General features: G+C 33.1%; 19 protein-coding genes and 1 pseudogene. 19 read left to right on the plus strand and 1 reads right to left on the minus strand.

Annotated features, from left to right (window positions below; translation table 11 throughout):
- Positions 1 to 2,592, minus strand: coding sequence for a YfhO family protein (locus E2558_RS02965; protein ID WP_126566601.1), 2,592 nt, complete (start codon positions 2,590 to 2,592; stop codon positions 1 to 3).
- A gap of 238 nt (positions 2,593 to 2,830) precedes the next feature.
- Here E2558_RS02965 and ylqF point away from each other — a divergent pair, with 238 nt between their 5' ends.
- From ylqF to rseP, 19 genes and pseudogenes are all read left to right on the plus strand, one after another.
- Entirely contained in the window at positions 2,831 to 3,715 is an 885-nt protein-coding gene (gene ylqF / locus E2558_RS02970; RefSeq protein ID WP_126566603.1) for a ribosome biogenesis GTPase YlqF, read from the plus strand.
- Entirely contained in the window at positions 3,699 to 4,466 is a 768-nt protein-coding gene (locus E2558_RS02975; protein WP_126566606.1) for a ribonuclease HII, read from the plus strand. Before ylqF ends, E2558_RS02975 begins: the two co-directional genes overlap by 17 nt.
- A gap of 110 nt (positions 4,467 to 4,576) precedes the next feature.
- Positions 4,577 to 5,743: an ADP-forming succinate--CoA ligase subunit beta gene (sucC, locus tag E2558_RS02980; RefSeq protein WP_126566608.1), complete on the plus strand. Its 1,167-nt coding sequence runs from the start codon at positions 4,577 to 4,579 to the stop codon at positions 5,741 to 5,743.
- A 21-nt stretch (positions 5,744 to 5,764) separates the two neighbouring features.
- Entirely contained in the window at positions 5,765 to 6,670 is a 906-nt protein-coding gene (sucD, locus tag E2558_RS02985) for a succinate--CoA ligase subunit alpha (RefSeq protein WP_126566611.1), read from the plus strand.
- A 108-nt stretch (positions 6,671 to 6,778) separates the two neighbouring features.
- Positions 6,779 to 7,213 (plus strand): annotated as a pseudogene (locus E2558_RS02990) (peptidoglycan bridge formation glycyltransferase FemA/FemB family protein); the annotation flags it as partial.
- A 223-nt stretch (positions 7,214 to 7,436) separates the two neighbouring features.
- Positions 7,437 to 8,300 (plus strand): DNA-processing protein DprA, encoded by an 864-nt coding sequence (gene dprA / locus E2558_RS02995; RefSeq protein ID WP_126566614.1) that lies wholly within the window; start codon positions 7,437 to 7,439, stop codon positions 8,298 to 8,300.
- Positions 8,301 to 8,501: 201 nt separating this feature from the next.
- Positions 8,502 to 10,571, plus strand: a complete 2,070-nt coding sequence (topA, locus tag E2558_RS03000) for a type I DNA topoisomerase (RefSeq protein ID WP_126566615.1) — start codon at positions 8,502 to 8,504, stop codon at positions 10,569 to 10,571.
- A gap of 19 nt (positions 10,572 to 10,590) precedes the next feature.
- A complete protein-coding gene (gene trmFO / locus E2558_RS03005; protein ID WP_126566618.1) occupies positions 10,591 to 11,898 on the plus strand; it encodes an FADH(2)-oxidizing methylenetetrahydrofolate--tRNA-(uracil(54)-C(5))-methyltransferase TrmFO in 1,308 nt (435 codons plus the stop codon).
- Positions 11,899 to 12,042: 144 nt separating this feature from the next.
- Positions 12,043 to 12,936, plus strand: coding sequence for a tyrosine recombinase XerC (gene xerC / locus E2558_RS03010; protein WP_126566620.1), 894 nt, complete (start codon positions 12,043 to 12,045; stop codon positions 12,934 to 12,936).
- Positions 12,937 to 13,482 carry an ATP-dependent protease subunit HslV gene (gene hslV, locus E2558_RS03015; RefSeq protein WP_103296939.1) on the plus strand — a complete coding sequence of 182 codons (546 nt, stop codon included), beginning with the start codon at positions 12,937 to 12,939 and terminating at the stop codon, positions 13,480 to 13,482.
- Positions 13,483 to 13,544: 62 nt separating this feature from the next.
- Positions 13,545 to 14,948 (plus strand): ATP-dependent protease ATPase subunit HslU, encoded by a 1,404-nt coding sequence (gene hslU, locus E2558_RS03020; protein WP_126566623.1) that lies wholly within the window; start codon positions 13,545 to 13,547, stop codon positions 14,946 to 14,948.
- 21 nt (positions 14,949 to 14,969) lie between these two features.
- Positions 14,970 to 15,743 (plus strand): GTP-sensing pleiotropic transcriptional regulator CodY, encoded by a 774-nt coding sequence (gene codY, locus E2558_RS03025; RefSeq protein ID WP_126566626.1) that lies wholly within the window; start codon positions 14,970 to 14,972, stop codon positions 15,741 to 15,743.
- A 296-nt stretch (positions 15,744 to 16,039) separates the two neighbouring features.
- Complete coding sequence (gene rpsB / locus E2558_RS03030) at positions 16,040 to 16,828, plus strand: 30S ribosomal protein S2 (RefSeq protein WP_103296943.1); 789 nt, start codon at positions 16,040 to 16,042, stop codon at positions 16,826 to 16,828.
- Between the two features lie 162 nt (positions 16,829 to 16,990).
- Positions 16,991 to 17,869 (plus strand): translation elongation factor Ts, encoded by an 879-nt coding sequence (gene tsf, locus E2558_RS03035; protein WP_126566629.1) that lies wholly within the window; start codon positions 16,991 to 16,993, stop codon positions 17,867 to 17,869.
- Between the two features lie 140 nt (positions 17,870 to 18,009).
- Positions 18,010 to 18,732, plus strand: coding sequence for a UMP kinase (gene pyrH / locus E2558_RS03040; RefSeq protein ID WP_103296946.1), 723 nt, complete (start codon positions 18,010 to 18,012; stop codon positions 18,730 to 18,732).
- Between the two features lie 15 nt (positions 18,733 to 18,747).
- Positions 18,748 to 19,302 carry a ribosome recycling factor gene (frr, locus tag E2558_RS03045; protein WP_103328775.1) on the plus strand — a complete coding sequence of 185 codons (555 nt, stop codon included), beginning with the start codon at positions 18,748 to 18,750 and terminating at the stop codon, positions 19,300 to 19,302.
- 226 nt (positions 19,303 to 19,528) lie between these two features.
- Complete coding sequence (locus E2558_RS03050) at positions 19,529 to 20,299, plus strand: isoprenyl transferase (protein WP_126566632.1); 771 nt, start codon at positions 19,529 to 19,531, stop codon at positions 20,297 to 20,299.
- Between the two features lie 3 nt (positions 20,300 to 20,302).
- Positions 20,303 to 21,085 (plus strand): phosphatidate cytidylyltransferase, encoded by a 783-nt coding sequence (locus tag E2558_RS03055; RefSeq protein ID WP_126566634.1) that lies wholly within the window; start codon positions 20,303 to 20,305, stop codon positions 21,083 to 21,085.
- Between the two features lie 372 nt (positions 21,086 to 21,457).
- On the plus strand, positions 21,458 to 22,744 hold the full coding sequence (gene rseP, locus E2558_RS03060) for an RIP metalloprotease RseP (RefSeq protein WP_126566636.1): 1,287 nt from the start codon (positions 21,458 to 21,460) through the stop codon (positions 22,742 to 22,744).
- Positions 22,745 to 22,756: the final 12 nt, after the last annotated feature.

Here is a 22,756-nt window from a genome sequence, read left to right on the forward strand (position 1 = left end):
TTACTTCCTCATCTTTCTCTTTTTTGAATTGTTAAATCGTACAAATATGAAGCTTATAGTCATACTTATTAAAGAAATCAGTATCATCGTATTCCAATAAGGTGGTTGATACTTGATAGTAATTGTTTTAGCTGATGCATTTACAGGTACACCTGTCATCATATAATTTACTTTTACCGGATTAACACGCGTTCCATCGACATAGGCGCGCATGCCATCTCGATAAGGAATATTAATAGAAGCCATCCCCTTACGATGTTTATCTAGATGAACTTCCACGCCATTTTTAATATCTTTGTAATTACTGTGATCTCTATGCTGATAAGCCTGTTTAAGCGTATCATAATTTTCCCCATTTAAATCGAGTAACTTCATATTAAATTCGCCATCTGGAGATAACATGATAGTAATATTACCGTTTTTATCAGGTTGCGTACGGTAAAGTTGCGTGTCTATGCCAGTTCGGTACGTTGAATTATTAAATAAACGATGGTTCGCATAATTATTGACAGCAACTGTATAATTACTATCCGGATTACCACGTTTAATCATCATTGTAAGATAGAAATCATCATATTTTTTACGTAATGCAGAAGGCACATGTAAAGTAATGGAACCGCCTTTACCACCTACAACTTTATATTTATGGTTGCCTAGTTTCTTAATGTTGTGAGATTGCATGTCTACTTTATTAAGTAAGTCAGGCGCTTTAGCAGTAAACTTAGTCCCTTTGTCTTCCATTATTACGCCGTCTAGCATCGCATGTTCACGATCTATAGCTGTAGTCAGACTCTTACTATTATAAATCTTGTCAGTTACTTTTACTGAAGGTAGATTAAGTTGATTTTCATATATTGAGTATTGCCCGCTTGTTTTTATTTTTTGAAAATGCGCAGGCAAATTACCTTGATATTCTTTTAACATTATATAACGAATAGAGAATAAACTTGCGAGATTTTGACGACCATTGATAGATTGATAGCGACTCAAGGATTCTTCAGCTAAATTAATCTTCAAGGCATCGTAATAAAAATCAAGAATATTATGATGGAAGATACTTGAATAAAGACTCAAACCTTTAAAATGTTGATACATTGGCGTATTGTCTTGTTCATTCACGCGCCAATCTATACGTTCATCATTCTTCTTATTTTTCACCATTTCTTTAACAAGCGCACGTTGTAAATCTGAACTATATAAACTCGAATTGACATAGAACGTATTGGCACGATCTCTGTGATCTTTAAAATATATTTGATTATTTATAAATACAATTGAGACGACAATACTTAATAAGATGATGGATATTCCATATATATAATTAAGCTTTATACGATAAGACGCATCTTTTATTAATAAAATAATTAAACCAATGAGTGATACCATTGGAACAAGAATTAACCAAGCGACGAACTTATGATAAACAAAAGCACTACTAAAAATAACTATTTCAGCTATAAGATTAGATATTATGTAAGTTCTAAGACTCAACGTACGATAATATTTTAAAAATAAACCAATTAATATTGCTGAATTAAAAGCTAGAATAAAGTGCCAACGTTTTTGTGGTGCAGAAAAGCCATTAAACACTTGATCCACAAGTGGGATAAAACTACATATGATAAAAATGAATGTGAGTATAGCAAACATTCTATAGTAATAATGTTTATATAATTTAAACGATAATAAAGCTTGGATGGTAATAAATAATATGACAATAAGATAATTATCAAAGAATAAATTAGTATTAATATCTAATTTTTCAAAAGCAGGGACATCACCTGAAAAGGGAATACGTCGATTGTTTAAAAAACTTTGCGTACCATGGAAAAAAATAAATAAACTGTTACCAAGTGCTAATAATGCACTAATGACTAGCAATAACAGCGCTTTTCCCCGTGAAACTATATCTTTAGGATGTCTAAATATAATTCGTATTAATATGTAACCTGCACCTATTAAACTTAAGTAATAAGCGAAATAGAAGTTGTTAATTAAGAGTAGTGTCACAGTCACTATAAATAAACCAAACTTCTGTTTCTGTAACACACGTTCAATTGACAATAATAGAAAAGGCATCCAAATAAAGACATCACTAAAGAATGGCCAATAAACGGTAAAACGATAATATAACGGCGACATAACAAATAGAAAGGCCATAATTAAACTTAGCCATTTATTTTTAGAAATCCATTTACTATATAAATAGGTGCAATACATAGCAATCGTTGCTTTGACAATTGACATCATAAGTGCATCAATCATCCAAAACATTAAATCTTGAGTATGTAACGTCATGAAAACTTTTAATATCAATATAATAATAACGTTTAAAATAAATAATAAATTAGTGGAGAAGTAATAACTTAAGTCAGTGAAAAAGTCTCCACCTAAGCCAAAATCCGAAGCATAAAATAAATTTCCGTGACTCCACTTATCAAATAAATACATTTGAATAGGAACCATTTGCTCCATACCATCATTCGGCCCAGTGAATAAAATACCATCATGAATGAAGCGGTAAATAATATAGCTATGGCCAATTAAAGCAAGTGCTAGGAATAAGCCTATATGTATTAGAAATTTCTTCATATTTAACCTCTAACTTGTTTTAAAACATTTTCATAATTAAATTGTAGGCTATTCGTGGTTAGGAATAAAGTAATTTGAGCATGACGTAGAGGGATGATAACCGTTATTAGTTCACTCATATTCAATACGAATGATAAAATGAAAGAGAATATACAGGTTTAGTGGTGAAGGTTTTGATTTTCAAGTATAATCAAAAAGTTGAAATCATATAAAATTAACGAAAGCAAGGTGAATGAATATGCCAATCCAATGGTATCCAGGTCACATGGCTAAGGCCAAAAGAGAGGTTACTGAACAATTAAAAAAAGTAGACGTTGTCTTTGAATTAGTAGATGCACGTATTCCGTATAGTTCACGAAATCCAATGATAGATGACGTCATTAAGCAAAAACCAAGAGTAGTCATTCTAAATAAAAAAGATATGGCTAATTTAAATGAAATGCAAAAATGGGAGCGTTTCTTTGTAGATAAAGGCTATTATCCTGTAGCGGTTGATGCTAAGCACGGCAAAAATCTAAAAAGCGTAGAAACGGCTGCTATTGAAGCGACTAAAGAAAAGTTTGAAAGAGAAAAAGCAAAAGGATTAAAACCACGTGCGATTCGTGCCATGATTGTAGGCATTCCGAATGTTGGGAAATCTACACTTATTAATAAATTAGCTAGAAAGAATATCGCTCAAACAGGAAATAAACCTGGTGTTACTAAACAACAACAATGGATTAAAGTGGGCCAATCACTACAATTATTAGACACACCTGGGATCCTTTGGCCTAAATTTGAAGATGAATTAGTAGGTAAGAAATTAAGTTTAACAGGTGCGATTAAAGATAGTATTGTGCATTTAGACGAAGTGGCAATATATGGTTTAGAATTCTTGATTAAACATGATTTAGAAGGCTTTAAGCATCATTATAAAATAGATGTGCCTGAAGATGCTGAGATGTTAGAATGGTTCGATGCTATTGGTCGACGTCGAGGACTATTACAACGTGGTAATGAAGTAGATTATGAAGCGGTTATTGAATTAATTATCAATGATGTACGTAATGCTAAAATCGGCACTTACTGCTTTGACTTATATGCTGAAATGAAAAGTGAGTTAGACGATGACGCAAACGATTAAAGAAGTAAAAGCATTGCTAGCCACAATCACAGATATTGAAGAATTAGATAATCATGAATTAAATGCTGATAGTCGTAAAGGCGTACAACAAAGTATCGTTCAACGTCGTAAACAACTTTTAAAAGAGCAAGAAATCATCCAGCATTATAAAACTATGAGTAAATTTGAGAATGAATTGCTTGAACAACATCCTGAAGCATTAATTTGTGGGATAGATGAAGTAGGGCGCGGGCCATTAGCAGGACCAGTAGTGGCCTGTGCTGTCATACTTAATCCGGGCCACCAATATTTAGGGTTAGATGATTCCAAAAAAGTCTCAGCTGTAAAACGCGAATTATTAAATCAACAGCTTAAAGAAGGCGTACTTGATTATGCATATGGTGTGGCGAGCGCAGAAGAAATCGACCAATTAAATATTTATAATGCGACAAAAGTAGCGATGGAACGTGCCATTGCGCAATTGAAACATCAGCCAGATCACCTATTGATTGATGCAATGACGTTAGATAATTCAATTCCTCAGACTTCAATTATTAAAGGGGATGCTAAAAGTGTGTCCATTGCGGCTGCAAGTATTATGGCAAAAGAGTATCGAGATACATTAATGAAAGATATTGCAGAAGCATATCCTGGTTATGAGTTCGATAAAAATGTGGGTTACGGCACGAAAGCGCATCTTGAAGGATTAAATCAATTAGGGATTACGCCATATCATCGACAGAGCTTTGAACCAGTGAAATCTATGTTGTAATTATTTGAATTTTAAATTTATTGCAAAAAATGAAACAGTTTCAGTTTACAATAGCGCTTTCATTTTTTATAATTGAAATGAACTTAACCTAAGAAACAGGAGGATGGAAGATGAATATCCACGAGTATCAAGGTAAAGAAATATTTCGTTCTATGGGCGTAGCCGTTCCAGAAGGACGAGTTGCATTCACTGCTGAAGAAGCGGTAGAAAAGGCGAAAGAATTAGACTCAGATGTTTATGTGGTAAAAGCACAAATCCACGCTGGGGGTAGAGGTAAAGCAGGTGGTGTTAAAATTGCTAAATCACTATCTGAAGTTGAAACTTACGCAAATGAATTATTAGGTAAACAATTAGTTACACATCAAACTGGCCCAGAAGGTAAAGAAGTAAAACGCTTATACATCGAACAAGGTTGCGACATTCAAAAAGAATATTATGTAGGTTTTGTTATTGACCGCGCAACTGATCGTATTACTTTAATGGCTTCTGAAGAAGGCGGTACTGAAATTGAAGAAGTAGCTGCTAAAACACCAGAAAAAATCTTTAAAGAAACAATCGACCCAGTTGTAGGTTTATCACCTTACCAAGCACGTCGCATTGCTTTCAATATTAACATTCCTAAAGAATCAGTTAATAAAGCAGCGAAATTCTTACTTTCTTTATACAATGTGTTTGTAGAAAAAGACTGTTCTATCGTTGAAATCAACCCATTAGTAACAACTGGTGACGGTGACGTTTTAGCATTAGATGCGAAAATTAACTTTGATGACAATGCTTTATTTAGACATAAAGATATTCAAGAATTACGTGATTTAGAAGAAGAAGATCCAAAAGAAATTGAAGCATCTAAATATGACTTATCTTACATCGCATTAGATGGAGATATCGGTTGTATGGTTAACGGTGCTGGTTTAGCTATGGCCACAATGGATACAATTAATCATTTTGGTGGAAATCCAGCTAACTTCCTAGACGTTGGGGGCGGCGCTACTAAAGAAAAAGTTACTGAAGCATTTAAAATCATCTTAGGTGATGACAATGTTAAAGGTATCTTTGTAAATATCTTTGGTGGAATCATGAAATGTGACGTTATCGCTGAAGGTATCGTAGCAGCAGTTAAAGAAGTAGACTTAACTTTACCTTTAGTTGTACGTTTAGAAGGTACTAACGTTGAACGTGGTAAACAAATCTTAAACGATTCAGGATTAGCAATCGAACCAGCAGCTACAATGGCTGAAGGCGCACAAAAAATTGTTAAACTTGTTAAAGAAGCGTAAGGAAAGGATGGGAACACTAAGATGAGTGTATTTATAGATAAGAATACTAAAGTAATGGTACAAGGTATTACAGGGTCTACTGCCCTTTTCCATACAAAACAAATGCTTGATTATGGCACACAAATCGTTGCTGGTGTAACACCAGGTAAAGGCGGACAAGTCGTTGAAGGCGTGCCAGTGTACAATACAGTAGCAGAAGCTAAAGAAGAAACAGGTGCTAACGTATCAGTTGTTTATGTTCCAGCACCATTTGCTGCAGACTCTATTTTAGAAGCGGCTGATGCTGATTTAGATATGGTTATTTGTATTACTGAACACATTCCAGTTGTCGACATGATTAAAGTTAAACGTTACTTAGAAGGTAGAAAAACACGTTTAGTAGGACCAAACTGCCCAGGTGTCATCACTGCTGATGAATGTAAAATCGGTATTATGCCTGGATATATCCACAAAAAAGGTCATGTAGGCGTAGTTTCACGTTCTGGTACATTAACTTACGAAGCAGTTCATCAATTAACTGAAGAAGGTATTGGTCAAACTACAGCTGTAGGTATCGGTGGCGACCCAGTCAACGGTACAAACTTCATCGATGTTCTTAAAGAATTTAATGAAGATGAAGAAACTAAAGCGGTTGTTATGATTGGTGAAATTGGTGGTACAGCTGAAGAAGAAGCAGCTGAATGGATTAAAGCTAACATGAAGAAACCAATAGTAGGTTTCATTGGTGGTCAAACTGCTCCTCCAGGTAAGCGTATGGGCCATGCTGGTGCGATCATTTCTGGTGGTAAAGGTACTGCAGATGAAAAAATTAAAACATTAAACGATTGTGGTGTTAAAACTGCAGATACACCTTCAGAAATTGGTACAACATTAATCGAAGCAGCTAAAGAAGCTGGCATTTATGAAGAATTATTAACAGTTAAATAATCATCATTAAAATTTGAATTGATTTTATTGTCTAAGACCTGATTTCTAACACTGGAAATCAGGTCTTTTGTTTAATTTATTATAAGTAATTAATATTTATTAAAGCAACGAGCGATAGAATTAGAAGAGAAAGTGACTGAAATTAAACAATCATTAAAAGTGAATGCTAATTCAAAAAAGACAAAAACAAAATATCACCAATTAAATCAACAACTCGAGAGCCTTTATAATAAAATAGCAAAAACTGAACAATTAATCATTACGGATGGTACATTACTTGATTTAGCTGCTGCATTGTTTATTTACAACAATCACGAAATGTACTATTTATCAAGTGGTTCTAATCCTAAATACAATGAGTTTATGGGTGCCTATTGTCTACAATGGGATATGATACGCTACGCAAAAGAGAAAGGGATAGAGCGTTATAATTTCTACGGCATAACTGGTGACTTTGGTGAGGATGCAAAAGATTATGGTGTTCAACAATTTAAAAAAGGATTCAATGCATTTGTAGAAGAATATGTAGGCGATTTTATTTAGCCAGTAAATAAGTTGTTATATAAATTATATAGGAAATAATAAAGGAGGTAGAGATGATAAAGATATAAATCTCTACTTTTTACTTTTATAAAAGTTAGTTTACATAAGTAAATCTTCTATTTTACTCATTAAGTTTTAATATTATTTCGATAGTGAAATGTATTTATAATGAAATATCAAATTGACAGAATTACTTTATAATGAGATTAAAGGAGAAGACATCATGACTAACAACGATGAACTATTATTAAAAATGCGGTGGGTTGGTTATTCTACCCATCAGATACACCACTTACTTTCGTTATATCCTGACTATTTTAATTTGTCTTATAAAGATCAAAAAGATACTTTAAGGATATGGGATGAAATTTACAATCATAATAAGCTAATAGACAAATTTATGGATATAGATTTAAATAAAATTTTAACCTTCTTAAAAGATAATGATGTGAGATATGTTACATTCTTAAACCCCAATTATCCTAAGCTGCTTAAAGAAATATACGATTTTCCTCTTCTCATATTTTACCGTGGTAATGTAAAGCTATTAAATTCTACTAATACTCTAGGTGTTGTTGGGTCTCGCACTGCTACTAATTATTCTGCAAGAGCATTACAATATTTATTTCCTCATTTTAAACGAATACCACTAACAATTATATCTGGATTAGCTAAAGGTGCCGATAGCTTAGCACACCATTTTGCATTAAAATATCAACTTCCTACAATAGCTGTATTAGGATATGGACATATGATACATTATCCGAAAGAAACACTAAAGTTACGCAATATTATTGAAGAAAAAGGATTAGTAATTAGTGAATATCCTCCATTTGTTAATATTGCGAGGTATCATTTCCCACAACGTAATCGTCTAATTAGTGGTTTATCAAAAGGCGTTCTTATTACTGAAGCAGGTATTAAAAGTGGTAGCCAAATCACGATTGATTGTGCAGTTGAACAAAATAGAAATGTATATGTATTACCAGGTTCTATGTTTAATCCATTAACAAAAGGAAACATACTAAGAGCTCAAGAAGGTGCAATGATAGTTTCGGAAGCTCAAGATATATTAAATGATTTTTAAGAGGAGTTTAATTGCTAAAAAATTGCTAAAATTGTTATAAATGATAATTTATATTATGAAATAAGTTGATATTATATGTTAATAGAAACTATTTAAAATGATGATCAAAAACGGATTTAATTAAAGTTAAATATTGACAAAATCAAAATTAACCGTTTATCATTTATCTTTAGTAATTGAAAAAGCAAGGGGGAATTCACTTTGGCAGATAATTTAGTCATAGTTGAGTCGCCTGCAAAAGCTAAAACCATTGAAAAATATTTAGGTAAAAAATATAAAGTTATTGCTTCTATGGGGCATGTTCGTGACTTACCAAGAAGTCAAATGGGTGTCGATGTAGAAGATAATTATGAACCAAAATATATTACTATTCGCGGTAAAGGTCCCGTCGTTAAAGATTTGAAAAAATATGCTAAGAAAGCGAAAAAAGTTTTCCTAGCGAGTGACCCCGACCGTGAAGGTGAAGCGATTGCTTGGCATTTATCAAAAATTTTAGAACTTGATGATACAAAAGAAAACAGAGTAGTATTTAATGAAATTACAAAAGACGCGGTTAAAGAGAGTTTTAAACATCCACGCGATATTCAAATGGATTTAGTGGATGCCCAACAAGCGCGTCGTATTTTAGATAGATTAGTAGGTTATAACATTTCTCCAGTATTATGGAAGAAAGTAAAAAAGGGTTTATCAGCAGGACGTGTACAATCAGTAGCTTTAAGATTAGTAATCGATAGAGAAAACGAAATCCGCAATTTTAAACCAGAAGAATATTGGACAATTGAAGGCGAATTTAGATATAAAAAGTCGAAATTTAATGCGAAGTTCTTACACTATAAAAATAAGCCATTTAAATTAAAGACTAAAAAAGACGTTGAAAAAATTACAGCTGAACTTAATGGTGATGAGTTTGAAATTACGAATGTAAATAAAAAGGAAAAAACAAGAAATCCAGCTAATCCTTTTACAACTTCAACACTTCAACAAGAAGCAGCACGCAAATTAAACTTTAAAGCGCGTAAAACAATGATGCTTGCACAACAACTGTATGAAGGTATAGATCTAAAAAGACAAGGCACAGTTGGTTTAATTACTTATATGCGTACAGACTCTACACGTATTTCTCAGTCAGCTAAAGATGAAGCAAAGAATTACATTGAAGATAAATACGGAAAAGATTATGTGTCTCGTCGCACAGCTAAAGGTAAACAAGGGGATCAAGATGCCCATGAGGCAATTCGTCCTACAAGTACTTTACGTACGCCTGAAGAAATGAAAGCATATTTAACACGTGATCAACATCGTTTATATAAATTAATTTGGGAACGTTTTGTAGCGAGTCAAATGGCGCCAGCTATTTTAGATACAGTAGCTTTAGACGTTACTCAAAATGACATTAAGTTTAGAGCTAACGGACAAACAATTAAATTCAAAGGCTTTATGACTTTATATGTTGAAGCTAAAGATGATAAAGAAAATGACAAAGAAAATAAATTACCAAAATTAAATGAAGGCGATAAAGTTACTGCAACACAAATTGAACCTTCACAACATTTTACACAACCACCTCCACGTTATACAGAAGCACGTCTAGTAAAAACATTAGAAGAATTGAAAATCGGTAGACCATCAACGTATGCACCGACAATTGATACAATTCAAAAAAGAAATTATGTAAAACTTGAAAGTAAGCGATTTGTACCTACTGAATTAGGTGAAATTGTATATGAACAAGTAAAGGATTACTTCCCAGAAATCATAGATGTAGAATTTACAGTCAATATGGAAACGCTTCTAGATAAAATTGCTGAAGGTGACATCGGCTGGAGAAAAGTAATTGATAATTTCTATGGTAGTTTCAAATTAGATGTAGCACGTGCAGAAGAAGAAATGGAAAAAGTCGAAATCAAGGACGAACCAGCTGGAGAAGATTGTGAAGTTTGTGGCTCACCAATGGTTATAAAAATGGGTCGTTTTGGTAAGTTTATGGCTTGTTCTAATTTCCCTGATTGTAGAAATACCAAAGCTATTGTTAAAACAATTGGTGTTACTTGCCCTAAATGTAAAGATGGCGATGTAGTAGAAAGAAAATCTAAGAAAAATAGATTATTCTACGGCTGTTCAAATTATCCAGAGTGCGACTTTATTTCATGGGATAAACCTGTAGGTCGTGATTGTCCTAAATGTAATCACTATCTCATGGAACATAAAAAAGGACGTAGCTCTCAAGTTATTTGTTCAAATTGTGACTATAAAGAAGAAGTACAGAAATAAAAAATCGAGGAGGATCAATATGAGTCAAACCGTTAACGTAGTTGGTGCAGGTTTAGCTGGTTCAGAAGCTGCTTACCAATTAGCACAACGAGGAATTAAAGTTAACCTAATTGAAATGCGTCCAGTGAAGCAAACACCAGCGCATCATACAGATAAATTTGCTGAATTAGTATGTTCTAACTCATTAAGAGGTAATTCATTAACTAATGGCGTAGGTGTATTAAAAGAAGAAATGAGACGCTTAGACTCATTAATCATTGCAGCTGCTGACAAAGCTAGAGTACCTGCAGGAGGCGCTTTAGCTGTAGATAGACATGATTTTTCAGGATATATTACTGATACATTAAGAAATCATCCAAATATGACTGTATTAAATGAAGAAATTCATAGCATTCCAGAAGGTCATACCATTATTGCTACTGGACCATTAACTACTGAGAACTTAGCAAAAGAAATTGTAGACATCACTGGCAAAGATCAGTTATATTTCTATGACGCTGCAGCACCTATTATTGAAAAAGATTCAATCGATATGGACAAAGTGTATCTAAAATCACGTTATGATAAAGGTGAAGCGGCTTACTTAAACTGTCCAATGACAGAGGAAGAATTTAACCGTTTTTATGATGCAGTGCTTGAAGCAGAAGTTGCGCCAACAAATGAATTTGAAAAAGAAAAGTATTTCGAAGGATGTATGCCTTTTGAAGTAATGGCTGAACGTGGTCGCAAGACACTATTATTCGGACCTATGAAACCAGTTGGTCTTGAAGATCCTAAAACAGGCAAACGCCCATTTGCGGTTGTACAATTACGTCAAGATGATGCTGCTGGTACGCTTTATAACATCGTTGGTTTCCAAACGCATTTAAAATGGGGTGCCCAAAAAGAAGTTATTCGATTAATTCCAGGCTTAGAAAATGTTGATATCGTAAGATACGGCGTTATGCATAGAAACACTTTCATTAATTCACCAGATGTTTTAAATGAAAAATATGAGTTAATTAATGAGAAAAGAATTCAATTTGCTGGTCAAATGACTGGAGTTGAAGGTTATGTTGAGAGTGCAGCAAGTGGCCTTGTAGCTGGAATTAATTTAGCGCATAAACTTCAAAATAAAGGGGAAGTTATTTTCCCTAGAGAAACGATGATAGGTAGTATGGCTTATTACATTTCTCATGCTAAAAACGAAAAGAACTTCCAACCTATGAATGCTAATTTTGGTTTACTTCCTTCATTAGAGAAACGTATTAAAGATAAAAAAGAACGTTACGAAGCACAAGCAAACAGAGCTTTAGAATATTTAGAGAACTTTAAGAAGACACTATAAGTTTTAATTTATATATAAATTAAAATTGAGAAGTATTATTTCGATATTTTGAACAATTCTCAAAAGATTTTGAATTCTATAGCTAATTATTTTAGTCCCTTCCATAATATATGCTACAATGCATATGATGGAGGGGATTTTTAAGTGGAAGAAATCCAAAAAACATTTTTAAATATGCTTAAAGTTGAAAGAAATTTCTCCGACCATACCTTAAAATCTTATCATGATGATTTAGAGCAATTTAACCGCTTTTTAAATCAAGAAATGTTAAAATTAAATACGTTTGAATATAAAGATGCTAGAAATTATTTAAGTTTTTTATATTCTCAAAATTTAAAAAGAACGACTGTATCTAGAAAAATATCAACGCTAAGAACATTTTATGAATTTTGGATGACTCAAGATAATTCAATCATCAATCCTTTTGTGCAATTAGTTCATCCTAAAAAAGAACAATATTTACCCCAATTCTTTTATGAAGAAGAGATGGAGGCATTGTTTAAAACCGTAGCTAAAGATTCTAAAAAAGGATTAAGAGATCGAGTTATCTTAGAATTATTATATGCAACAGGCATACGTGTTTCAGAATTAGTAAATATTAAACTTACCGATATAGATATGTCATTACCAGGCGTTAAAGTACTGGGAAAAGGTAATAAAGAACGCTTTGTTCCGTTTGGAGAATTTTGTCGACAAAGCATTGAACAATATTTGAATGAATTTAAACCCGTTCAACATAAATCGCACCCTTATTTAATAGTAAATATGAATGGTGACCCAATTACGGTTAGGGGAATTCGATATGTGCTTAATGATGTAGTTAAACGCACTGCAGGAGTAACTGAAATTCATCCCCATAAATTAAGACATACGTTTGCCACTCATTTATTAAATCAAGGGGCTGATTTGAGAACAGTTCAATCTTTGTTAGGCCATGTAAATCTTTCCACGACTGGAAAGTATACGCATGTGTCAAATCAACAATTACGCAAGGTATATTTAAACGCACATCCTCGAGCGAAAAAGGAGAGTAAATAAATGAGCAAGACATCATTACATGCTACAACTATTTATGCAGTGAGACATAATGGAGAAGCAGCGATGGCAGGAGATGGCCAAGTTACACTTGGTGAACAAGTGATTATGAAACAAACTGCCCGTAAGGTTAGACGTTTATATGAAGGTAAAGTATTAGCTGGATTTGCTGGAAGTGTAGCAGATGCATTTACTTTATTTGAAAAGTTTGAAACTAAGTTGCAACAATTCAGTGGTAATTTAGAACGTGCAGCTGTTGAATTAGCTCAAGAATGGCGAGGAGATAAGCAATTACGTCAACTTGAAGCGATGCTTATTGTTATGGATAAAGATGCAATATTAGTAGTTAGTGGAACAGGAGAAGTTATTGCACCAGACGATGATTTAATTGCGATTGGTTCTGGCGGTAACTATGCATTAAGTGCTGGTAGAGCATTGAAACGTCATGCTACACACATGTCTGCTAAAGAAATGGCTTACGAAAGTTTAAAAGTAGCCTCTGATATCTGTGTATTTACAAACGATAATATTATTGTAGAAACTTTATAATAGTTTAATAAAAAATGGGAATGAATAGATATGGACATACATTTAGTTGGAGGTAATAGTTAATGGATGCAAACGGTATAAAATTAACACCTAAAGATATCGTATCTAAGTTAGATGAATATATTGTTAGTCAAGATGATGCGAAACGTAAAGTCGCAATCGCTTTAAGAAACAGATATAGAAGAAGCCTTCTTGATGATGAAACTAAACAAGAAATCGCACCTAAAAATATTTTAATGATTGGTCCAACAGGTGTAGGTAAAACGGAAATTGCACGTCGTATGGCTAAAATAGTAGGCGCACCTTTTATTAAAGTGGAAGCTACTAAATTTACTGAAGTAGGCTATGTAGGTCGCGACGTTGAGAGTATGGTAAGAGATTTAGTAGATGTCGCAGTACGATTAGTGAAGGACCAAAAGAAAGCTTTAGTTAAAGATGAAGCCACTGAAAAAGCTAATGAAAAATTAGTAAAACTATTAGTTCCTAGTATGAAGAAAAAAGCGTCACAAAATAATAACCCACTTGAATCTCTTTTAGGTGGCACACTTCCAAACTTTGGTAATCATGATGATGAGGAAGAAGAAACACCAACCGAAGAAATTAAAACAAAACGTTCTGAAATCAAAAAACAACTTTTGGATGGTAAACTTGAAGAAGAGAAAGTTAGAATCAAAGTTGAGCAAGATCCAGGTGCATTAGGCATGTTAGGTACAAACCAAAACCAACAAATGCAAGATATGATGAATCAACTTATGCCTAAACGTAAAGTTGAACGCGTTGTTCCAGTGAAAACGGCACGTAAAATTTTAATAGATGATTTCGCTGATGAATTAATCGATCAAGAAACAGCTAATCAAGAAGCATTAGAATTAGCTGAACAAATGGGTATTATCTTTATTGATGAAATCGATAAAGTTGCGACAAATAATTCAAATAGCGGCCAAGATGTATCAAGACAAGGTGTACAACGTGATATTTTACCAATCCTTGAAGGTAGCATGATTCAAACGAAATATGGTACTGTAAACACTGAACATATGCTATTTATAGGGGCTGGAGCATTCCACGTTTCAAAACCTAGTGACTTGATTCCTGAATTGCAAGGTCGTTTTCCAATTAGAGTTGAACTTGAAAGTTTAACAGTAAATGACTTCTTCAGAATTTTAACAGAGCCTAAATTATCACTTATTAAACAATATGAAGCTTTACTTAAGACTGAAGATGTTACTGTGAATTTCTCTGAGGAAGCGATTACTCGTTTAGCAGAGATGGCATATCAAGTAAACCAAGATACGGACAACATTGGTGCACGTCGCTTGCACACTATTTTAGAAAAAATGCTTGAAGATTTATCGTATGAAGCTCCGAACATGCCGAATGCGGTCGTAGATATAACACCTCAATATGTTGATGATAAATTGAAATCTATTTCAACTAATAAAGATTTAAGTGCATTTATTTTATAATATAAATAAAGGAGAAATTTTATGAGCTTATTATCTAAAACTAGAGAATTAAATACGTTATTACAAAAACATAAAGGTATAGCTGTAGACTTTAAAGATGTTGCTCAAACAATTAGTAACGTAACTGTGACAAACGTGTTTATTGTATCACGTAGAGGAAAAATCTTAGGTTCAAGTTTAAATGAACTTTTAAAAAGCGAAAGAATTAGTGAGATGTTAGAAAGCAGACACATTCCAAGCGAATACACTGAACTATTAATGGATGTTAAACAAACAGAATCTAACATCAAAATTGACAATGAATTAACTGTTTTTCCTCCTGAAGATAAAGAAACTTTCATTAACAGTCGTACTACTGTGTTTCCAATTTTAGGTGGTGGAGAACGTTTAGGTACATTAGTACTAGGACGTGTTGAAGATGACTTCAATGAAAATGATTTAGTTTTAGGCGAATATGCAGCCACAGTTATTGGCATGGAAATTCTTCGTGAGAAACATAATGAAGTGGAAAAAGAAGCACGTGATAAAGCAGCGATTACGATGGCAATTAATTCACTTTCTTATTCTGAAAAAGAAGCTATCGAACACATTTTTGAAGAATTAGGCGGCAATGAAGGATTGTTAATCGCATCAAAAGTTGCTGACAGAGTAGGTATTACTCGTTCTGTAATCGTCAATGCCTTACGTAAATTAGAAAGTGCTGGTGTAATTGAATCTCGATCGTTAGGGATGAAAGGCACATTCATTAAAGTTAAAAAAGAAAAATTCTTAGACGAATTAGATCGTAATAAATAAGCGTTAATCATTTGAAGCGAAAAAGTTTTATAGTAAATTATTTTTCATTTTAGCTAGTTTATAGAAACGAGCCAAGTTAATCTTTCAGGTAAGATAACTTGATGGCTCGTTTTTATTTTCTCTAAAATAAATGATATTAAATCAGCCATTGCACTAGTAAAAAAAATATGGTATTATTGTTGACGGCTATAAAGCCAATACACACATAATAAGCGTATATGCAAAGGGTGCAATTCTAAGAATTGTCTTTACATTAGTTTATTATGGAGGTAAATAACCAATAGGAGGAATTTAAAATGGCAGTAATTTCAATGAAACAATTACTAGAAGCCGGTGTTCACTTCGGTCACCAAACACGCCGTTGGAACCCAAAAATGAAAAAATATATCTTCACTGAAAGAAATGGTATCTATATCATTGACTTACAAAAAACAGTGAAAAAAGTTGAAGAAGCTTACAATTTCTTAAAACAAGTATCTGAAGATGGCGGTAAAGTCTTATTTGTAGGTACTAAAAAACAAGCACAAGAATCAGTTAAAGCTGAAGCTGAACGTGCTGGACAATTCTACGTTAACCAAAGATGGTTAGGCGGAATTTTAACTAACTATAAAACAATTTCTAAACGTATTAAACGTATTTCTGAAATCGAAAAAATGGAAGAAGACGGTTTATTCGAAGTATTACCTAAAAAAGAAGTTGTTGAACTTAAAAAAGAATACGACCGTTTAATCAAATTCTTAGGCGGTATTCGTGATATGAAATCAATGCCTCAAGCATTATTCGTAGTTGACCCTCGTAAAGAGCGCAACGCGATTGCTGAAGCACGTAAATTAAATATCCCAATCGTTGGTATTGTTGACACTAACTGTGATCCTGATGAAATTGATTACGTTATCCCAGCGAACGACGATGCTATTCGTGCCGTTAAATTATTAACTGGTAAAATGGCAGACGCTGTCTTAGAAGGTCAACAAGGTATTTCTAACGATGAAGTAGCTGCAGAACAAAACATCGATTTAGATGAAAAAGAACAATCTCAAGAAGCAGAATCAACTGAAGAAAATACTACTGTTGAATCAAACTAAGATATAGTTTAAATGGGTGATAAGATGTAATGCTTATCGCCCTTTTTTCAAATAAAAAAATATTTATTAAATAATAATAGAGTATTGGAAATTATAGTGCCTTTAATGGTAATATTTAAGTATCATCTATTATTACAATTAGACATATTGGAGGAATAATTAATGGCAATTTCAGCAAAACTTGTAAAAGAATTACGTGAAAAAACTGGCGCTGGTATGATGGATTGTAAAAAAGCGCTAACTGAAACTGATGGTGACATCGATAAAGCGATTGATTACTTACGTGAAAAAGGTATCGCTAAAGCAGCTAAAAAAGCTGACCGTATCGCAGCAGAAGGTTTAGTACACGTTGAAGTAAAAGGTAATGAAGCTGCAATCGTTGAAATCAACTCTGAAACAGACTTCGTTGCTCGTAATGAAGGTTTCCAAGAATTAGTAAAAGAAATTGCTAACCAAGTTCTTGAAAGCAAAGCAGAAACAGTTGAAGCTTTATTAGAAACTAAATTATCAAGTGGTCAAACAGTTGATGAAAGAATGAAAGAAGCTATCTCAACTATCGGTGAAAAATTAAGCATCCGTCGTTTTGCTATCAGAACTAAATCTGACAACGATGCATTCGGTGCATACTTACACATGGGTGGACGTATTGGTGTGTTAACTGTTGTTGAAGGTTCAACTGATGAAGAAGCAGCTAAAGACGTTGCTATGCACATCGCAGCAATCAACCCTAAATATGTTTCATCTGATCAAGTAAGTGAAGAAGAAATCAGCCACGAAAGAGAAGTATTAAAACAACAAGCATTAAATGAAGGTAAACCTGAAAAAATCGTTGAAAAAATGGTTGAAGGACGTTTACGTAAATATCTTCAAGAAATTTGTGCAGTTGATCAAAACTTCGTTAAAGATCCAGACCAAACAGTTGAAGCTTTCTTAAAATCTAAAGGTGGTAAACTTGTTGACTTCGTACGTTATGAAGTAGGCGAAGGTATGGAAAAACGAGAAGAAAACTTTGCTGACGAAGTAAAAGGACAAATGAAATAATCTTTCAAAATTACCAAACAAGAAAGAAGGCACCTTTGAGGTTTTCTATTAGATAAAGGCTCTACTTTATCTCAGAAGACGCGTTCGTGTCTTCTTTACTTGTATATATTACATATTTTTACAATAGAGAGGAAAAAACAATGGCGCAAACTTCTAAATATAAACGTGTAGTTTTAAAACTTAGCGGTGAGGCACTTGCAGGAGATAAAGGCTTTGGAATTAATCCAATGATCATTAAAAGCGTAGCTGAACAAGTAGCTGAAGTAGCTAAAATGGATTGTGAAATTGCTGTAATTGTTGGCGGTGGCAATATCTGGAGAGGGAAAACGGGTAGCGATTTAGGTATGGATCGCGGTACAGCTGATTATATGGGTATGTTAGCAACTGTAATGAATGCACTTGCTTTACAAGATAGCCTTGAACAATTAGACTGTGATACTCGCGTATTAACTTCAATTGAAATGAAACAAGTTGCAGAACCTTACATTCGTCGTCGTGCGATCAGACACTTAGAGAAAAAACGTGTGGTTATCTTTGCAGCGGGTATTGGTAATCCATACTTCTCTACAGATACAACTGCAGCATTACGTGCAGCAGAGGTTGAAGCTGATGTTATTTTAATGGGTAAAAATAATGTAGATGGCGTATATTCAGCTGACCCTAAAGTTGATAAAAATGCAGTAAAATATGATCACTTAACTCATATCCAAATGTTACAAGAAGGATTACAAGTTATGGACTCAACTGCTTCATCATTCTGTATGGACAATAATATTCCTTTAAATGTCTTCTCAATTATGGAAGAAGGAAATATTAAACGTGCAGTAATGGGTGAAAAAATCGGTACTTTAATTACTAAATAATTTGAGGTGTAAAACATGAGTGACATTATTCAAGATACTAAAGCTAGAATGAAAAAATCTATCGATAACTTATCACGTGAATTAGCTAATATCAGTGCAGGTAGAGCTAACTCTAATTTATTAAATGGTGTAACTGTTGATTATTATGGTGCACCAACACCAGTACAACAATTAGCAAGTATCAATGTGCCTGAAGCACGTTTACTAGTTATCTCACCTTACGATAAAACTTCTGTTGCTGATATCGAAAAAGCAATTATTGCTGCTAACTTAGGTGTTAACCCAACTAGTGATGGTGAAGTAATTCGTATCACAGTTCCAGCTTTAACAGAAGAACGTCGTAAAGAATTAGTTAAAAACGTGAAAAAAATTGGTGAAGATGCTAAAGTTTCAATCCGTAATATTCGTCGTGATATTAATGATCAATTGAAAAAAGATGAAAAAAATGGCGATATTACTGAAGATGACTTAAGAAGTCAAACTGAAGATGTTCAAAAAGCGACTGATAATTCTATTAAAGAAATTGATCAATTAGTAGAAGATAAAGAAAAAGATATCATGTCTGTATAATTTAGAATATTAATACCGTTTAATTATTCATAAATTTTGTGAATTTATCGTATTATTAATTATAATAGTACAATAATCATTTTAGTCTAAACTGTGCCAATTCAGACTTTGGTACAGTTTTTTAATTTGCTTATTCAATGCCATTATCGAGTATGATAAAATGATAGATGATTTCTTAAATAACTAATATAATATAACAGAGATGATCAGGCTCGGAGGAAAGACCATGTTTAAAAAGCTAATACAAAGAAATAAGACTAAAATCACTCACAACGATGATTTAGATTTACATAATTTACCTGAACATGTAGCGATTATCATGGACGGAAATGGACGTTGGGCTAAAAAGCGTAAAATGCCTAGAATTAAAGGTCATTATGAAGGTATGCAAACAATAAAAAAAGTAACGCGTGAAGCGAGCAATTTAGGTATTAAATACTTAACCTTATACGCTTTTTCAACGGAAAATTGGTCTAGACCTGAAAATGAAGTTAATTATATCATGAATTTACCTGTTAATTTTTTAAAAACTTTTCTACCAGAATTAATAGAAAAAAATGTCCAAATTGAAACAATTGGTTTTTTAGAGGCAGTGCCTCAATCAACTATTGATGCTATTGAATATGCAAAAGAGAAAACAAAAGATAATACAGGTTTGAAATTAATATTTGCCATTAACTATGGCGGACGAGCTGAAATTGTTCAAAGTATGAAATCAATTTATGATGAGCTTCAAAATAATGGTCAGGATAGTAATGACATCGACGAAACAATGATATCGAAACATTTAATGACGCATCCCTACCCAGATCCTGAATTATTAATTCGCACGTCTGGTGAACAACGCATTAGTAATTTTCTAATTTGGCAATCTTCTTATAGTGAATTTATATTCAATGAGAAGTTATGGCCGGATTTTGATGCTGAGGAATTTAAAAAATGTTTAAAAATATACCAATCTCGTCAAAGACGTTTTGGAGGATTAAGTAAGGAGTAGCGTATGAAAGTTAGAACTTTAACCGCGATTATAGCTTTAATTATATTTCTACCTATTTTATTAAAAGGTGGAACTATTTTAATGTTATTTGCTTATTTACTAGCTTTAATTGCATTAAAAGAACTGTTGAATATGAATATGATCAAATTACTTTCTATTCCAGGTATTTTTAGTGCTTTAGCGTTAATTATTATTATGTTACCGCAAGATGCTGGGCAATGGGTAAATGATGTTCAGCTAAAAAGTTTAATCGCAATGAGCTTTATATTACTAAGTTATACTGTACTTTCTAAAAATAGATTTAGTTTTATGGATGCAGCATTTTGTTTAATGTCGGTTGCTTATGTAGGCATAGGTTTCATGTATTTTTATGCTACACGTGAAGATGGATTGCACTATATACTATATGCATTTTTAGTTGTATGGTTAACTGATACAGGCGCATATTTATTTGGTCGTTTAATGGGCAAACATAAATTGTGGCCTGTCATTAGCCCGAATAAAACAATTGAAGGTTTTATTGGTGGATTAATTTGTAGTCTAATTGTGCCACTAGTTATGCTATTTTTCGTTGATTTCCACTTAAACATTTGGCTACTGTTACTTGTAACGATAATCCTAAGTGTATTTGGTCAACTTGGTGACTTAGTGGAATCAGGATTTAAACGTCATTTCGGTGTGAAAGATTCAGGCAGAATTTTACCTGGACATGGTGGTATACTAGACCGTTTTGATAGTTTTATGTTTGTGTTACCTTTACTCAACATATTATTAATACAAATATAGTGAGAATTTAATGTAATATTTATTTTTAAAAAATGAATAATGGTATAATTGAGGAGTTATTGAATTTACTGTTGATTAGAAGCATTCAATCACGTAATTCTTAACTCCTTTTCTCAAAGGTAATAATTAGAAAATTTTGTTAAAGTAAATATAGTAAATGACTGAAAGAACCTTTATCAATCGATGAACGTAATGCGTAACGGTGGGAGTTTACGGTGTGTAAACGAGCTAGACATGCATAATGGAACGAAGAGTGAAAGGAATGTTATACAGTCATAAATGCTTGAAAAACTCTACAAAATCATACATAATCTACAACATTCTTATGAATTGAATAGAAGTAGATAAATTTAATTAATTGAGGTGTAGCGAGTGAGTTATTTAGTCACTATTGTCTCATTTATTATCGTATTTGGTGTGCTTGTAACGGTACATGAATATGGTCATATGTTCTTTGCTAAACGTGCAGGGATTATGTGTCCAGAATTTGCGATTGGTATGGGACCGAAAATTTTTAGTTTCCGTAAAGACGAAACCCTTTATACGATCCGTTTACTACCTGTGGGAGGCTACGTAAGAATGGCCGGGGATGGTCTTGAAGAACCGCCCGTTGAACCAGGTATGAATGTAAAAATAAAATTAAATGACCAAGATGAAATTACACATATTATTTTAGATGATCAGCATAAATTTCAAAAAATTGAAGCTATTGAAGTAAAGCAATGTGATTTTAAAGACGAATTATTTATTGAAGGTATTACAACTTATGATAATGAAAGACATCACTTCAATATTGCTAAGAAAGCGTATTTTGTAGAAAATGGTAGTTTAATTCAAATTGCGCCTAGAAATCGTCAATTTGCTCACAAAAAACCACTGCCCAAATTTTTAACATTATTTGCAGGGCCATTATTTAACTTCCTCTTGGCTATAGTATTATTTATTGGTTTAGCTTATTACCAAGGAACGCCTACAACTACAGTTAATCAATTGGCGGATAATTATCCAGCACAACAAGCCGGGTTAAAAACAGGTGATAAGATTGTACAATTAGGTAGTCATAAGGTAGATAAGTTTGAAGATATTCAAAAAGCTGCCGATCAAATTAAAGATCATAAGACAACGTTAAAAGTTGAACGTGATGGCAAGGTTAAAACGTTAGATATTACACCTAAAAAACAAGTGATTAAGCAAACAAAAATGAACTCAGTTACAAAATATGTACTAGGTTTCCAACCTAAAAATGAGCACTCATTGTTTAAACCTATTCCAGCTGGTATTGAAGATTTTGTTAACGCTAGTACAGTCATTTTCAAAGCAGTAGGTACAATGATAGCAAGCATCTTCACTGGCGGTTTCACATTTGACATGCTTAATGGACCAGTGGGTATCTATCATAATGTTGATTCAGTGGTTAAACAAGGTGTCATCGCGCTTATATTCTATACTGCTTTATTAAGTGTAAACTTAGGTATAATGAACTTATTACCAATTCCAGCACTTGATGGTGGTAGAATTTTATTTGTAATTTATGAAGCTATATTCAGAAGACCAGTGAATAAAAAAGCAGAAACAGCTATCATAGCTGTTGGGGCAATATTCGTAGTAATTATCATGGTACTGGTTACTTGGAACGATATACAACGCTATTTCTTATAATTTAGGAGGAGA

Source organism: Staphylococcus pragensis, from assembly GCF_004785665.1.
Taxonomy (GTDB): Bacteria; Bacillota; Bacilli; order Staphylococcales; family Staphylococcaceae; genus Staphylococcus; species Staphylococcus pragensis.

What these genes read in the sequence shown, in the direction of transcription:
- E2558_RS02965 (WP_126566601.1), bottom strand. Translation starts at nt 2,592, where the DNA reads ATGAAGAAATTTCTAATACATATAGGCTTATTCCTAGCACTTGCTTTA.
- ylqF (WP_126566603.1), top strand. Translation starts at nt 2,831, where the DNA reads ATGCCAATCCAATGGTATCCAGGTCACATGGCTAAGGCCAAAAGAGAG.
- E2558_RS02975 (WP_126566606.1), top strand. Translation starts at nt 3,699, where the DNA reads ATGACGCAAACGATTAAAGAAGTAAAAGCATTGCTAGCCACAATCACA.
- sucC (WP_126566608.1), top strand. Translation starts at nt 4,577, where the DNA reads ATGAATATCCACGAGTATCAAGGTAAAGAAATATTTCGTTCTATGGGC.
- sucD (WP_126566611.1), top strand. Translation starts at nt 5,765, where the DNA reads ATGAGTGTATTTATAGATAAGAATACTAAAGTAATGGTACAAGGTATT.
- dprA (WP_126566614.1), top strand. Translation starts at nt 7,437, where the DNA reads ATGACTAACAACGATGAACTATTATTAAAAATGCGGTGGGTTGGTTAT.
- trmFO (WP_126566618.1), top strand. Translation starts at nt 10,591, where the DNA reads ATGAGTCAAACCGTTAACGTAGTTGGTGCAGGTTTAGCTGGTTCAGAA.
- hslV (WP_103296939.1), top strand. Translation starts at nt 12,937, where the DNA reads ATGAGCAAGACATCATTACATGCTACAACTATTTATGCAGTGAGACAT.
- hslU (WP_126566623.1), top strand. Translation starts at nt 13,545, where the DNA reads ATGGATGCAAACGGTATAAAATTAACACCTAAAGATATCGTATCTAAG.
- codY (WP_126566626.1), top strand. Translation starts at nt 14,970, where the DNA reads ATGAGCTTATTATCTAAAACTAGAGAATTAAATACGTTATTACAAAAA.
- rpsB (WP_103296943.1), top strand. Translation starts at nt 16,040, where the DNA reads ATGGCAGTAATTTCAATGAAACAATTACTAGAAGCCGGTGTTCACTTC.
- tsf (WP_126566629.1), top strand. Translation starts at nt 16,991, where the DNA reads ATGGCAATTTCAGCAAAACTTGTAAAAGAATTACGTGAAAAAACTGGC.
- pyrH (WP_103296946.1), top strand. Translation starts at nt 18,010, where the DNA reads ATGGCGCAAACTTCTAAATATAAACGTGTAGTTTTAAAACTTAGCGGT.
- frr (WP_103328775.1), top strand. Translation starts at nt 18,748, where the DNA reads ATGAGTGACATTATTCAAGATACTAAAGCTAGAATGAAAAAATCTATC.
- E2558_RS03050 (WP_126566632.1), top strand. Translation starts at nt 19,529, where the DNA reads ATGTTTAAAAAGCTAATACAAAGAAATAAGACTAAAATCACTCACAAC.
- E2558_RS03055 (WP_126566634.1), top strand. Translation starts at nt 20,303, where the DNA reads ATGAAAGTTAGAACTTTAACCGCGATTATAGCTTTAATTATATTTCTA.